The organism is Xenorhabdus aichiensis (assembly GCF_028598775.1).
GTDB lineage: Bacteria > Pseudomonadota > Gammaproteobacteria > Enterobacterales > Enterobacteriaceae > Xenorhabdus > Xenorhabdus bovienii.
Window position 1 is genome coordinate 71,001 of sequence record NZ_JAQRFO010000013.1, and the last position, 14,596, is coordinate 85,596.

A 14,596-nucleotide genomic window follows, 5' to 3' on the forward strand; every position below is an offset into this window, starting at 1 on the left:
CCATAATAAATATCCATTTTTATTAATAATTCTGAACAAGGGGTTGTCAGCATATTTCAGTGTGCTAGGGTAGATATGTGAAAAAAATGATTCGGAGTAATAAAGAAAATATATCATTAACAAACGGAAAATATTTATTGCATGACAATTAAACTCGAAGTTAAAAATTTATATAAAATTTTCGGCGATCATCCAGAACCCGCATTTAAGTTATTAGAATCCGGTCTCAACAAGGAACAGATTTTTGAAAAAACCGGCCTAGCAATTGGAGTGCAAAATGCCAATCTGGCTATTGAAGAAGGCGAAGTGTTTGTCATCATGGGGTTATCCGGTTCAGGTAAATCCACGCTGGTACGCCTTCTCAATCGTCTGATAGAACCCACCAGAGGTCAGGTTCTCATTGATGGAAAAGATATTGCTGCTATTTCAGACATCCAACTGAGGGAGGTTCGCCGCAGTAAAATCAGTATGGTTTTCCAGTCATTTGCACTCATGCCCCATTTAAATGTTCTGGAAAATACCGCGTTTGGGATGGAACTTGCCGGCATTCCCAAAAAAGAGCGTCACAACAAGGCACTTGAAACCTTGAAACAAGTGAATCTGGAAAACTACGCTCTGTCATATCCTGATGAGCTTTCCGGCGGTATGCAACAGCGTATCGGGTTGGCTAGAGCATTAGCCAATAATCCCGATATTCTGTTGATGGATGAAGCCTTCTCTGCTCTCGATCCCCTGATCCGTACCGAAATGCAGGACGAAGTACTACGTCTGCAGGGCGAGCACCAGCGCACGATTATATTTATTTCCCATGACTTGGATGAAGCAATGCGCATTGGTGATCGCATTGCGATCATGCAGGGGGGCATCATTGTACAAGTGGGTACACCTGATGAGATCCTGAATAATCCTGTCAATGATTACGTCAAAACGTTCTTCCGAGGTGTAGATATTAGCCATGTATTCTCAGCAAAAGATGTTGCTCGTCGTCGGCAAGAAGCTCTGCTCCATATAGCCACAGGTTTTGGCCCTCGCTCGGCTCTGAAAGTTCTGGATGATGAAGACAGGAGTTATGGATATCTGATCGAAAAAGGCCAGAAATTTATTGGCGTAGTTTCGGTCTGCTCCTTACAAAAAGCGCTGACAGAAAAGCAATCGATTGAATATGCCATTTTGAAAGAACCCGCCGCCGTCTCGGCTGATATGCCGCTGCATGAATTGATATCTATCGTAGCGCAATCCCCCTGTGCTGTTCCTGTTGTGGGTGATAATGACCGTTATTTAGGTGTCATTTCCAAAGGGATCCTGTTACAGGCTTTAGATAAGGAAACACCGAATGAGCAGTAAAACCCCGCAGACAGTATCTGATCAGGCAACCTTCAGTGATCCTTGGATCAATAGCGCCACAGTCGATCCATCATCAAATAATGATTGGCTGGATACTTCCGCAACTGAGATTTCATCAGAACACTTCAATATCATGGCGCCTTTTCAGCATAAACTGATTCCGTTTGATTCATGGGTAACCCACGCTATTGACTGGCTCGTCCTGCATTTCCGGCCTATTTTTCAGGGTGTACGTGTTCCGGTGGATTTTATCTTAAACGGGTTTGAACAGTTTCTGATTTCCATGCCTGCTCCCATGGCCATTCTGATTTTCGCACTGCTGGCGTGGCAACTTGCAGGAGCTGGTATGGGGGTCACTTCCTTCATTTCACTGATCTTGATCGGTGCTATTGGCGCATGGCCTGAAGCCATGATAACACTGGCACTGGTGCTCACAGCTCTGCTGTTCTGCATTCTCATTGGATTACCGCTCGCTATCTGGCTAGCACACAGTGAACGGGTTGCCCGAATTGTCCGCCCCTTGCTGGATGCAATGCAGACAACACCAGCTTTTGTCTACCTCGTTCCTATCGTGATGTTGTTCGGCATCGGTAATGTGCCTGGGGTCATGGTCACGATCATTTTTGCCTTGCCGCCCATTGTTCGCCTGACAATTTTAGGGATCAAACAAGTTCCGGCAGATCTCATTGAGGCAGCCCGATCCTTTGGTGCAAGCCCACGCCAAATGTTGTTCAAAGTTCAGCTTCCCCTTGCTATGCCTACAATTATGGCAGGCGTGAATCAAACATTGATGCTGGCACTCTCCATGGTCGTCATTGCCTCCATGATAGCCGTTGGTGGTTTGGGACAGATGGTACTGCGCGGGATTGGCCGTCTTGATATAGGGCTGGCAGCCGTTGGGGGCGCAGGAATTGTCATTCTTGCCATTATCCTTGATCGCCTGACCCAATCTCTGGGGAAAAACAGCCGTGCCAGAAGAGGAGGACTTTGGTATCACTCGGGGCCGATAGGGCTGTTCATCACACCTTTTACCCGAAAATGGGCACGAAAATCCTCTTGTGACAATAACGCTCAAACCGACAAATAACGGAGGGAAAAACTATGCGTGTCATAACTCGGTGCAAAAGGATCATGATTAAGAATACGATATTGGGATTAGCCCTGTCATCATTAATGAACATGCCGCTATTTGCCGCTGAACTGCCCGGCAAAGGCATCAGTGTACAACCGCTGCAAAGCACCATCAGCGAAGAAACTTTCCAGACACTGATTGTCTGCAAGGCATTGGAAAAACTCGGCTATGACATCAAACCCATCAAAGAAGTCGATTATAATGTCGCTTATTCTTCCATTGCCGCTGGTGACGCCACATTCATGGCCGTTAATTGGGTTCCCCTCCATAACGCGCAATACCAAGCCGCAGGTGGTGATAAAAAATTCTATCGCAAAGGAACATATGTTGAAAATGCTGTCCAAGGTTATTTGATTGATAAAAAAACGGCAGAAAAATATCGCATCACCAATATCGCACAACTGCAAGATCCCCAACTTGCTAAGTTGTTTGACAGCAATGGAGACGGTAAGGCAGATTTAACCGGTTGTAACCCCGGTTGGGGATGCGAAAAGGCAATTAACAGCCAACTAAAAGCCTATGGATTGGAGAATACCGTCGAACATAATCAAGGAAACTATGCTGCTATGATGGCTGATACGATCGCTCGCTATCGAGAAGGCAAACCTATTTTTTATTACACGTGGACATCTTACTGGGTCAGCGATGTACTGAAACCAGGTACGGATGTGATATGGCTACAGGTTCCCTTCTCTGCGCTCAATGATGACGGTGTGGTTGATACCCAATTGCCAAATGGCCGCAACTATGGTTTTCCTCCCAGTACTATGCATATTGTGGCAAACAAGACCTGGGCAGAGAAAAACCCGGCTGCTGCAACACTTTTTGCTGTCATGAAATTGCCAGTTGCTGATATCAACGCACAGAATTTGCGCATGCACAGTAACAAAGTTTCTGATATCGATATTGAACATCATGCTGAAGGTTGGCTCAGAGCACACCAGACAATCGTTGATGAATGGCTTGAGGCTGCCAGAAAGGCGACTGGACAAAAAACAGGCTAGCCCTGTACTCCTCAAAAAAAGTTGTAAATTCATTAACAAAAATTTATGACTTTTATCTCCACACTGCTAAAAACCTATAAAAAACACGGGTCTTAATAATATTAATTAAATAATTTATACATTTCATATTTTCACTTTCACCATATTTTGTTAATGTTGTTTCACCTATTAACAAAAAAACCAATCAGCTCCATGCCAATACCTGATAAACCTGCGCCCGATACCCCAAAATCTGGGACATCCATACCTGAGCTCCCCATTCCGAACAAAATTTCTTCGTTCTCAGAAGGCATTATTGATAGCTTACCCATTGCCATTGGCTATATTCCCATCGCCTTCGCATTTGGCCTGAGTGCCGTAAAGCTGGGCTTTACTCCCCTCGAAGCCATATTTTTTTCATGTGTCATCTATGCAGGGGCAAGCCAATTTGTCATCACCGCTCTGCTTAGTGCAGGTATGTCTCTGTGGGTTTCTGCTTTGACCGTCCTGGCGATGGATATCCGCCATATTCTATATGGCCCAGCTCTGCGTTATCGCATCAAACAAAAATTATCAGAAAAGAAAACTGCGATCTGGGCTTTTGGTCTTACTGATGAGGTTTTTGCCGCAGCGACCGCTAAATTGATTAAAGACCAGCGTAGCTGGAGTGAAAACTGGATGGTCGCGATCGCTATGTGTTCATGGCTATCCTGGGTACTGGGAACCGTAGCAGGCTCCCTGCTGGGGAATGGTTATCTGGACTCATATCCAGCCGTTGAAGCCGCCATGACCTTTATGCTCCCAGCCCTGTTTTTAAGTTTTTTATTGGCATCTGTCAAAAAACAAAATAGCTACTGCGTTACTGCGTCTCTGGCGGGTGCGTTGATAGGTGTCACATGCTTTTCCATCCCGATTGCCATTCTTGCGGGAATTTTGGGTGGTTGCCTAGCAGCACTTCTTCAGTTTCATACCACACAGTTGAATAAGAATAGAACTGATGATTGATAATAGAATACTTCTAATCGGTATTGTTGTAGGGGTAGCCAATTTTTTATTCCGTTATCTACCCTTGCGCTTTGGTGTCAATCGCTTGCCTATGACCAAAGCGGGAAATACTGGGGTTGTACTGGACAGTATTGGTATTGCATCAATTTGTTCGCTCCTTATTGTTTCAGGTATTCCTGAAGTCATACGCGAACATAATAAATTTTTTCCGACTTTGATCGGCTGCCTGACTATCTGTTTACTGTTCTATAAAACACGAAGTATCAGCATTGCCACACTGTCTGGAGCCACTGTTTTTGGATTAACATTCAAGGTATTTATGAATTAGGTATCAATATTAAGAGAAATATGATGATAATAAATAACTACAATTGCTAAATTTAACTTTTAATATAGTATTTGTAGGGTTTTTAACAGAAGTTACTTTACCGGTTGAAACTAATAAGGTATCTAAACAATGGAAAGTTCATTCACTCCCACTGAAGAGTTGCTTAATTGCCGTGTTACACAGCAAAAAGAGTTGAACAAAAGTTTGCCCTATCAAGAGATATTACTCACTCGCTTATCGATGCATGTCCAGGGTAAGATACTGGAAAATCGTAATAACATGCTGAGAGCGCAAGGAATCAATGAAACCTTGTTTATGGCACTGATGATCCTGGATACCAAAGAAAGTCGTAGCATTCAGCCATCAGAACTTAGTGCTGCATTGGGTTCTTCCCGCACAAACGCAACTCGGATTGCTGATGAATTAGAAAAGCAAGGCTGGATAGAAAGAAAAGAGAGCCATAACGATCGTCGTTGCCTCCATCTTCATCTAACAGAGAAAGGTACAAATTTCTTGAATAGTTTACTTCCACCTCAACATGACTGCCTGATTAAACTTTGGTCTGCGCTTGAACAGGAGGAACAAAAACAGTTAGAGAAATTGATGAGAAAATTATTGGCTCGATTGGATAATATCGGGGATTGTTTTAAAAAGTGATTCTATTTGTACCGAACAGTTCGCATCAAGAAAAACGTGTTATGGCAACATGACCTAAAAAATCTTTTCTGCTAGCCTGTATCATCTGATACCTCATGTGGCTAACTATTATCCTCAGATAATATTTGAATCCATGTAATTCACCCTTTCCAGTAGTGTAAATGCACACTACTGGAGGTGTGTTTTGTCTACAGTGGTTTTAAAAAACAGCAAGTTAAACAAGAAAAACACGGAGATTCACCATGAATATTAAAGAGGAAATAAAATCCCCGACAGCTACGAGCCGCAATAAGAAAAGACAGCGCCGAAGTATCATCATACTACTGACCTTACTCTTTCTTATCCTTGGTGCCGTTTATACTGTTTATTGGTTCCTCGTCTTACGTCATCATCAGGAAACCGACAATGCCTATGTGACAGGAAATCAGGTACAGGTCATGTCTCAGGTCACTGGCAGCGTGACTACCGTCTATTTTGACAATACCGATTTTGTAAAAAGCGGTAGTGTTCTAGTGCAACTCAATCCCCTTGATGCTGAACTGGTACTGAAAAAAGCCGAAAATGAGTTAGCTACAGCCGTTCGAACCACCCACCAGCGCATACTCGATAATCAACAATATCAAGCCGTTATCAACCTGAAAAAGATTGCTCTCAGCAAGGCACAAAATGATCTAAACCGCAGAGAAATACTCGGTATTAAGGAAGTCATTGGTAAAGAAGAGCTGCAACATACGCGTGAGAGTGTCGCGATTGCCAAAGCTGATCTGGATGTAGCAATCGCGCAGTACAACAGTAATCAAGCCACCATTCTGGATACTCCACTGGATAAACAACCTGCGGTAGAAAAAGCCGCTTCAGGGGTTCGTGATGCCTGGCTAGCCTTGCAGAGGACTAAAATTGTCAGTCCTGTTGATGGATATGTTTCTCGTCGTAATGTTCAGGTAGGCTCCCGCATTAATTCAGGGACACCTTTGATGGTCATCGTCCCTGCCAGCAATATGTGGATTGAGGCCAATTTCAAGGAAACCCAACTCGCCAACATGCGTATCGGGCAGACAGTAAAAATCATCAGCGATTTTTACAGTGATGGTGTCGTATATACTGGCAAAGTGGCAGGCCTTGATATGGGAACCGGTAGTGCGTTTTCTCTATTACCCGCCCAAAACGCCAGTGGTAACTGGATTAAAGTTGTTCAACGCTTACCTGTCCGTATTGAACTTGATCCTGAGCAATTGAAGCAGTATCCCCTGCGTATTGGGTTATCGACAAAAGTCACGGTAGATACAGCAGATACCCGTGAAATGACACTGGCAACCTCTGAACGCCATCACCCCGCTTATCACACGAATGCACTGACGATCGATATGGCTCCTGCCAATAAAATAGTTAATGACGTCATTAATAGTCATTCAGGAAATTAGTCTTAAGGGGACGTTATGGTGACACGAGAACCACTTACAGGCGCTAAACTGGCGCTACTGACCATTTCCCTTGCAATGGCTACTTTCATGTTGGTTCTGGACTCCACTATTGCCAATGTCGCCATACCGACGATTGCGGGCAATCTGGGAGCATCAAACTCACAGGGAACATGGGTCATTACCTCCTTTGGTGTCGCAAATGCAATTTCCATTCCTATTACTGGCTGGTTGGCAAAGCGCATTGGCGAGGTCAAGCTGTTCATTTGGTCTACAGCACTCTTTACTTTCTCCTCATGGCTATGTGGTATCTCCAACAGCCTGGAAGTATTGATTTTATTTCGCGTTATCCAAGGCGTGGTTGCAGGGCCGATAATTCCGCTTTGTCAAAGCCTGTTATTGAATAATTACCCTCCTGCCAAACGAAACATGGCACTGGCACTCTGGTCTGTGGTGATCGTTGTTGCGCCGATTTGTGGCCCGATTCTGGGGGGATATATCAGTGATAACTACCACTGGGGATGGATTTTCTTTATTAACATTCCCCTTGGCATCGCCATTATCTTTGTCGCAAGACAAACATTGCGGAATAGGGAAACTAAAACAGAAATCCACGCCATAGATACTGTCGGGTTAGTGCTGTTGGTCCTTGGGATTGGTTGTCTGCAAGTCATGCTTGACCAAGGAAAAGAACTTGATTGGTTCAACTCCACTGAAATTATTGTCCTTACCGTGATCGCCGTTGTCTCATTAACCATTCTAATTGTCTGGGAACTCACTGACGATCATCCCATTATCGATCTATCACTGTTTAAAGAGCGTAATTTCACCATTGGTACACTATGCCTCAGCCTTGCCTTCATGTTTTACTTTGGCACGATAGTCTTGCTGCCACAGCTATTACAGGAAGTCTTCGGTTATACCGCGACATGGGCAGGTTTAGCTGCCGCACCAATCGGATTGATGCCTTTACTGCTCTCACCGCTCATCGGAAAGTATGGCCATAAGATCGACATGCGTTATATCGTGACAGTCAGTTTCATTATTTACACTGTTTGTTTCTATTGGCGGGCATATACATTTGAGCCAGGCATGAATTTTGCCGCTGTTGCATGGCCTCAATTTTTTCAAGGATTTGCCATGGCTTGCTTCTTCATGCCTCTGACCACGATCACTTTGTCAGGTTTACCACCGGAACGCATGGCGTCAGCTTCCAGCCTGTCCAACTTTATCCGTATATTGTCAGGTTCAATCGGAGCCTCCATTACAACTACGATATGGACACAACGTGAAGCTATGCATCACTCCTACTTTACAGAGCATATCAATCCGTATGATCCGAATTATCAGCAAACATATCAGCAGTTAACGCAGTTGGGCATGAATGACCAGCAAATTTCAGCTTATCTGGCAAAGCAGATCACTCATCAAGGGTTAATTATCTCTGCCAATGAAATTTTTTGGCTTGCGGCGGGAGTATTTTTGGTTTTAATACTACTGGTATGGATGGCAAAACCCCCATTTAGCGCAGGAAGTAAAGATAGCGGAGGCTCACATTAGGGTTATTTATCTTTAACCTATCTGTTTAAGTCTACCTGTTTAAATCGACTGCTTATCAACGGGAGTGAATGCTCCCGTTAGATTAAGCTCAGAATTTAATTTATTATCCCTTAATCCATCACCACAATGCCTATACGTTCTAACAGTTCTGCGACTTGATAAGACTCTAATTTAACGCCTTTCAAATCAACTTTCCGAATATCAAGCTCACCCAGCGTAGAATTGGTCAGATCACAATAAGTAAAGTCGGCCGCATTCCAGTCAAGAGATATAAATTCACCACCGGAAAGATCGGAACCACTGAACCTCGCTCCCAAAATATGGGTTTCATGCCAGCGGTTTTCCCATAATTCACATTTTTCAAGAATAACATCAGCAAAGTTTGTGTAACTTAAGTTACTTTTGGTGATATAAGCAGAGCAGAACTGGATATTGGCACTCACCCTATTCATAAAACTGGCGCCCCGAAAATCGGCACCTTGAAGTCTACACCCGCGAATCTCTATACCAAGGGCATTAATATACCTAAAGTCTGCCATGGACAAATCACAATTTTTGAAACTGGCCTCTTTCAGCATAGCGTGTTTGAAATTACAGCCCAGATAATTTGTTGGCTCATAAAACTGGCAATCGATAAACTGGGTATCTCTCAAATCGCTACTCGAAAAGTCGCAATTTAAAAACTGACTGTTTTTAATAATCTCTCCACGAAATTGGTCACGTCCGATTTTCTCTTCATGTAATTCAAGCCCTTGCATAATAACTCCAACTGTTGGGGCAGAACTGTTCTTAGCAGAGATCTTGAAGCATTCTTACTGATGTGTCCACCCGATGGTTATAAAAATTCTGTTCATTTAACTATTTATCATAAAATGACATCATAATAAAATAGTATTTTTATAAAATTATCTCATTATACATTAAATAAATTAGCGTATATTTTAATATAATAAATCTATTATTAAACCTAGCCACTCTATTTAAAGTAAATTATATCATAGCTTTTCAGTATAGATTATTTAATTAAATACAATTCAGAGATATAACCATGTAATAAAATCTCATCATAATTATCTGTCTCTTGAATCAAACTTATAATCAAGAGACAGTCGTGGCTGATGAGGTTTACATCGTTTCAGATACAGATAAGTTGATAATTAAACAATATTTGTAATGTTCTTAACAAACGAGGCAATTGGATTAGTCAGATTATCAGCAAATTTAAAACTCAGTGCGGGATCAGATAAATCCAGCATTTGTCGATTATTGGCAATTTGCAATCTGTTCAAGCAGCAGCGTTTTATTTCTGGTGTAAACAGTTCATAACGCACAAATTGTTCACTAAATTCTGGATGATGAGATTGGTAATCCAGAATACAATCCGCCACAGCCTGCCAGAATCGTTCTTGCGAATATCCGCCCTGCTCATCAAGAATTGCCGATAAATAGCGGAACACACCATCGAACACATCAGATAAAATGGTCAATGTTTTCATCTCTTCCGGCATACTGACTTTCACTCGGCTAGCTTTTTCTGGCAAATCCGCATCGGGGTTTACGACCAGAATTTCTTCTGCCAGATCTTTCATGAAGATGTATTGCGGAATATGATTCTCCAGCACCATAATGATATTTTCACCATGTGGCATAAACATCAAATCGTAAGCATACAAACAGTGCAGTAATGGTGACAGATAGCAATCCAGATAACGACGTATCCATTCCTGAGTCGGCAGACCTGATGCAGATATCAAGGCTGGCAGGAAAGCTTTCCCCTGCTGATCATGATGTAATAATGCAGCCATCGTCATCAACTTCTGATTTGGTTCAATCAATGGCAGAGGATTTTCCCTCCACAGCATCGCCATCATTTTCTTATAAGGCGTATCACCATGAATGGCCTGCTCATAATAACTGTTTCTAAAACCGATGCTCGCAACTTCCCTCAACAACCGAAAACCGTAGCCCTGTAAAACAGCGTCCTTTTGTACCAAATCAAACAGCCAGTCATTAATGCCTGGCGTTGTTGCCATATAATAAGGTGACAACCCACGCATAAATCCCATGTTGAGGATGGATAATGCTACTTTTACGTAATACCGCTGTGGATGGCTGCGATTGAACAAAGTTCGTATCGATTGCTGAGCCTGATATACGTCCGTTCCTTGCCCCAAATAGACCAGTTTTCGGTTAGCAAGATCGTGCGCAAATACGGATGGCAGTTTATTTTGCCACTGCCACGGATGGAATGGCATCAGCAGATATTCTTCTGGATTAAGCCCAAGAAGGATCAGTTGATGGTTGAACTTGGCTATTTCCGCTTCCCCCAGTTCCTGCTCCATCAATTGTTGGTAACTGAGTTGTTCAATGCAGGCAAAGTGAGCTTTACTTTTATGCGCCGCCAACCATACCAAACGCATGTCAGAAGCTGACTCAGGACTAAATTTCTGGAAATCTTCCGCATCAAAGCCGATACGCCCATTGTTAGCGACGAAGATCGGATGCCCTTCCATCATTTCAGCTTCGATTGTCTGAAAATCGGCATTGACCAGCTCTTCTACATCGATACCGTTTCGGTGATATTTGAATGCACTGCTATGTAGTGTGCTCGTCAGTTCTTCCAGGTAAGTCGGCATCACGGTATCACTGATACCAAGCTGTTGTTTGAATTCAATGATAAAGCTGATAAAGTCCAGCTCGCACCAGTCACCTGCCTGCATTTTTCGCAACGAATCAGCATCAATCAACCAGTGATCTAAAGCCAATCGGCGCGCTCTGAAATGATAATGAACTGAGTATTCAGGATTATCCAAACGATAGTGGTGATAACCGTCTTGATCTGCTTTTTCTGTCAATTGTTCAGGGAACAGTAAACATTCATGGGAAAATTCAGAAATGGCTTTCCTCAAATGCAGCCGATTAACCTTCTGCCAAATGGCAGGATGTAAATGGCTGACAAGAGAATGAGTCTGGTTAGAAGGTACTGTTAATTTTGCTGATTGTAATGCCATTTGATGTTGCTCCCGAGTACAAAATGCCAACCCTGCGGTTTTGTGGGATAGCTGCACAGTTTTGTCGTAAACAAAGCCAGCCCGCAAGTTGAGCCGATGGATTTTTTCATTTCGTATATCCGGCTCGACGACAATTCTGTTCACAGCAGGATTTTTAAAAATAAACGCGATAATTGTCTGGAAAATTCCCCATGTAAATTGACTGATTTTCTTTTCAGATGGCGCAACCAGAATATGCATTCCCATGTCACCCGGACGGGCTGGGTAGTATTTTCCTATTTGATCATCCTGCGCCCAATAACACTCCAGCAAAAATACTGGCTGCTCTTGGTAAATCCCGATAAAGACAGAATCAGGCTGGCGATTCAACAAATCTTGATAAAAGGTTTTTACCTGTTGTTCGGTATGACTTTGCATGCCCCAATAATAGGCATAATCCTGATTAACCCAATCGGTAATAGCAGCAATATCTTCTGTCAGATCCAGTGGACGCAATGAAAAGGTGCCCAAATCAGGCAACGTTTTTTCAAATGAAACAGCAGCAACGGCAGACATCAGAATACTCCTTCACTAGCAACACCAAACTGTTGAAACGCAATACTTTTCTCTATCTCATAATGTGCCGTTCCAGTAATTTCCTGAATCAGGCAGGAGTTACGGTAACTGGCCATGCCCAAATCCGGCGTCACAAAACCATGCGTATGAAGCTCGACGTTCTGTACAAAAATTTCGTTTCTGCAATCGATGCTGTAATTGCGCTGAACATCATAACGCCCCTGTTTATCCCAACGGATCAGATGCTGGATACCCTCCATAAAACTTGGGATCTGATATTGATAACCCGTGGCGAGCACCAACCCTTCTGTTTCCAAAGAAAATGCCGCTTCCTGTTCATGCTGGAATAAATCCAGTATCAGTTTCTGTTCTTCAACGACGCCTTGTCTTTCCGCTATGAAATGTACTTGTCGCAATTCGCTGTTAGTATACAACGAGATATCTAATTCCCCACTCAATCGCTTGGTATACATCAAATCGAAAATTTCATTGATAAGCGAACTGTTAATTCCTTTATAAAGTGACTGTTGTGAACGATTCAATGCTTCACGTTTGTTCTCTGGCAAGCTATAGAAGTAATCCACATATTCTGGGGAAGTCATTTCCAACGTTAGCTTGGTATATTCGAGAGGGAAAAAACGTGGGGAACGAGTTACCCAATTAAGTTGATAACCATGGACATCAATATCCTCAAGCAGATCGTAGAAAATCTCCGCTGCACTTTGGCCGCTCCCCAGAACAGTAATCGATTTCTTCTGCTGTAAGGCGGCCTTATTTTCTAAATAATCTCCCGATGTCACCATATGATCAGCAAACGGCCTGCAACATTTTGGAATATAGGAAGAAGGCCCGGTTCCCAATACCAATTTTTTGCAGGAAAATTGGTGTTTTTGCCCAGTCAGAGTATCAGCGCAATGCAAGGTATAAAGTGAAGTAGAAGCGTCATAACTGATATTCTCAACCCGCGTATTAAAACGCAGATTAGATAGTTGTTCCGCCGCCCACTGACAATATTGGTTATACTCTTTGCGCATCAGGAAAAAACTTTCCCGAATATAGAACGAATAAATACGGCCTTTCTGTTTAATATAATTGAGAAAGCTCAAAGGATGGGTAGGAGATGCCAATGTCACTAAATCCGCCATGAACGGCGTTTGCATGGTGGAACTCTCAAGCATCATGCCGGGATGCCAGTTAAAACCGGCTTTCTGATCAATAAACAGGCTGGTAATCTCTTTTATCGGTTGCACCAGACAAGCCAATCCCAGATTAAATGGGCCGATTCCAATCGCGATAAAATCATAAGTTTTAGTTGTCATAACCACTCCTAATAAATATAAGATGAATTTATAATTTCGATTACCATTTCAGCAATCACCGCTGGCAATATAAGCGGAAAATTAATGTAGTTAACATATTTATGATGCTAAAAATAAAAGGAAAATTTATCTTATTTAATATTCTTTTTATCTTGACAATAACATCACTGGTGTTTTCAAAATAACGCTATTGATTATCTATATTCAATAAAAATTGATAAAAATAACCATCTTTAAAATAATTAAAATCCCATTAATGAGGCATTTTTCACCAACGAATTGGTGGTTATTTGAGCCTCTTAAGACATTATATATCCTTATTGTTTATATAAATTATCTTAGATAATTTCTCGACATTATTTTTAATAAAAATAAATACCTTCATCAACCAAAAAATTAATAAAGTACGTAATTATCAATAAATGATAATTTTTTATTTTTGTAAAAAAATGAATTTAGCTGATTCTATTTATGCTGTAGATTCAAGAGGACAATCGTGACAATTCCCCACACCCGGTAATTTGTTTCTTTGGCAGCAACTGCGACGCTGTATGATATTATTTTTCAAGATCATCGTACGATAAAGCGGATTATCCCTGCCATCTGGCAGCGTCTGTTCGAAGAAAAGATTCTGTATCAACGATTCATATTGTTCAGTGCTCATTCTTCCCTTGAAATTATCCAAGTACCAGTGAATCACATAACCAATATTGTTCCATAATAAGCGCCCATTTATTCCCCGATAAGATTCAATTTTCTCACACACAGGAATAATATGGCGATCAAGCAAAGAATGATAACGTTCCAATAGTGATAAAGATTCGTTCAACCACGTTAACTGATAATACACAATATCAGGCCTGCCACTTTCATGAAATTCAATCTGAAAAAGAGTGTAATCTGTATCTATAGGTTGGGGATATTCCAACAACATTAACATCATAGGAGGAATAGTTAAACCAAAATACCATTGTGCCCATAAAGAATAAAGCCCTTTCTGATTTGGTTTTTGTTCATTATTACCATAATATGCATCTTGATAGCGTTGCATCAATAATGAGAATTCTTTTTCACTCGACCATTGATGAAATCCCATACTATCTGAAGGAATATTCTCCGCATTCACTTTCATTGATGAATTAAAGTGACTGAATGCGCCATCAAATAGTCTAATAATATCTTCAATCTCTATTTTAGATGCCCATTCATTGGAGATTTCATTATTTTTATTTATCATTAAAAATTCTCCTATTATATATTTATATCCTAACCAAAACACGCGCT

12 protein-coding genes are annotated in these 14,596 nt (G+C 41.8%); 8 read left to right on the forward strand and 4 right to left on the reverse strand.

All coding sequences use genetic code 11. From position 1 onward, the window contains the following. The first annotated feature begins 141 nt into the window (after window positions 1-141). From proV to emrB, 8 genes are all read left to right on the forward strand, one after another. On the forward strand, window positions 142-1,344 hold the full coding sequence (gene proV / locus PSI22_RS08205) for a glycine betaine/L-proline ABC transporter ATP-binding protein ProV (protein ID WP_273579325.1): 1,203 nt from the start codon (window positions 142-144) through the stop codon (window positions 1,342-1,344). Further along, window positions 1,334-2,431 (forward strand): glycine betaine/L-proline ABC transporter permease ProW, encoded by a 1,098-nt coding sequence (gene proW / locus PSI22_RS08210; protein ID WP_273579326.1) that lies wholly within the window; start codon window positions 1,334-1,336, stop codon window positions 2,429-2,431. The genes proV and proW overlap by 11 nt, the downstream gene beginning before the upstream one ends. Window positions 2,432-2,475: 44 nt before the next feature. Next, the gene (gene proX / locus PSI22_RS08215) at window positions 2,476-3,480 is read left to right on the forward strand and encodes a glycine betaine/L-proline ABC transporter substrate-binding protein ProX (RefSeq protein WP_273579327.1); all 1,005 of its coding nucleotides are present in this window, start codon (window positions 2,476-2,478) and stop codon (window positions 3,478-3,480) included. A gap of 192 nt (window positions 3,481-3,672) precedes the next feature. Then, on the forward strand, window positions 3,673-4,464 hold the full coding sequence (locus PSI22_RS08220) for an AzlC family ABC transporter permease (protein ID WP_273579328.1): 792 nt from the start codon (window positions 3,673-3,675) through the stop codon (window positions 4,462-4,464). Continuing rightward, window positions 4,460-4,792 carry an L-valine transporter subunit YgaH gene (gene ygaH / locus PSI22_RS08225; RefSeq protein WP_273579346.1) on the forward strand — a complete coding sequence of 111 codons (333 nt, stop codon included), beginning with the start codon at window positions 4,460-4,462 and terminating at the stop codon, window positions 4,790-4,792. Before PSI22_RS08220 ends, ygaH begins: the two co-directional genes overlap by 5 nt. Before the next feature lie 129 nt (window positions 4,793-4,921). Further along, a complete protein-coding gene (mprA, locus tag PSI22_RS08230) occupies window positions 4,922-5,449 on the forward strand; it encodes a transcriptional repressor MprA (RefSeq protein ID WP_038201261.1) in 528 nt (175 codons plus the stop codon). A 242-nt stretch (window positions 5,450-5,691) separates the two neighbouring features. Beyond that, entirely contained in the window at window positions 5,692-6,870 is a 1,179-nt protein-coding gene (emrA, locus tag PSI22_RS08235; RefSeq protein WP_273579329.1) for a multidrug efflux MFS transporter periplasmic adaptor subunit EmrA, read from the forward strand. A 15-nt stretch (window positions 6,871-6,885) separates the two neighbouring features. Further along, window positions 6,886-8,427, forward strand: a complete 1,542-nt coding sequence (gene emrB / locus PSI22_RS08240; protein ID WP_273579330.1) for a multidrug efflux MFS transporter permease subunit EmrB — start codon at window positions 6,886-6,888, stop codon at window positions 8,425-8,427. 110 nt (window positions 8,428-8,537) lie between these two features. Here the strand turns inward: emrB and PSI22_RS08245 are convergent, their stop codons facing one another. The 4 genes from PSI22_RS08245 to fhuF form a co-directional block, all read right to left on the reverse strand. Then, on the reverse strand, window positions 8,538-9,185 hold the full coding sequence (locus PSI22_RS08245; RefSeq protein WP_273579331.1) for a Qnr family pentapeptide repeat protein: 648 nt from the start codon (window positions 9,183-9,185) through the stop codon (window positions 8,538-8,540). Between the two features lie 399 nt (window positions 9,186-9,584). Continuing rightward, complete coding sequence (locus PSI22_RS08250) at window positions 9,585-11,993, reverse strand: GNAT family N-acetyltransferase (RefSeq protein ID WP_273579332.1); 2,409 nt, start codon at window positions 11,991-11,993, stop codon at window positions 9,585-9,587. Further along, window positions 11,993-13,312, reverse strand: a complete 1,320-nt coding sequence (locus tag PSI22_RS08255) for a lysine N(6)-hydroxylase/L-ornithine N(5)-oxygenase family protein (RefSeq protein ID WP_273579333.1) — start codon at window positions 13,310-13,312, stop codon at window positions 11,993-11,995. Before PSI22_RS08255 ends, PSI22_RS08250 begins: the two co-directional genes overlap by 1 nt. 469 nt (window positions 13,313-13,781) lie before the next feature. Next, on the reverse strand, window positions 13,782-14,549 hold the full coding sequence (fhuF, locus tag PSI22_RS08260) for a siderophore-iron reductase FhuF (RefSeq protein WP_273579334.1): 768 nt from the start codon (window positions 14,547-14,549) through the stop codon (window positions 13,782-13,784). Window positions 14,550-14,596 lie beyond the last annotated feature (47 nt).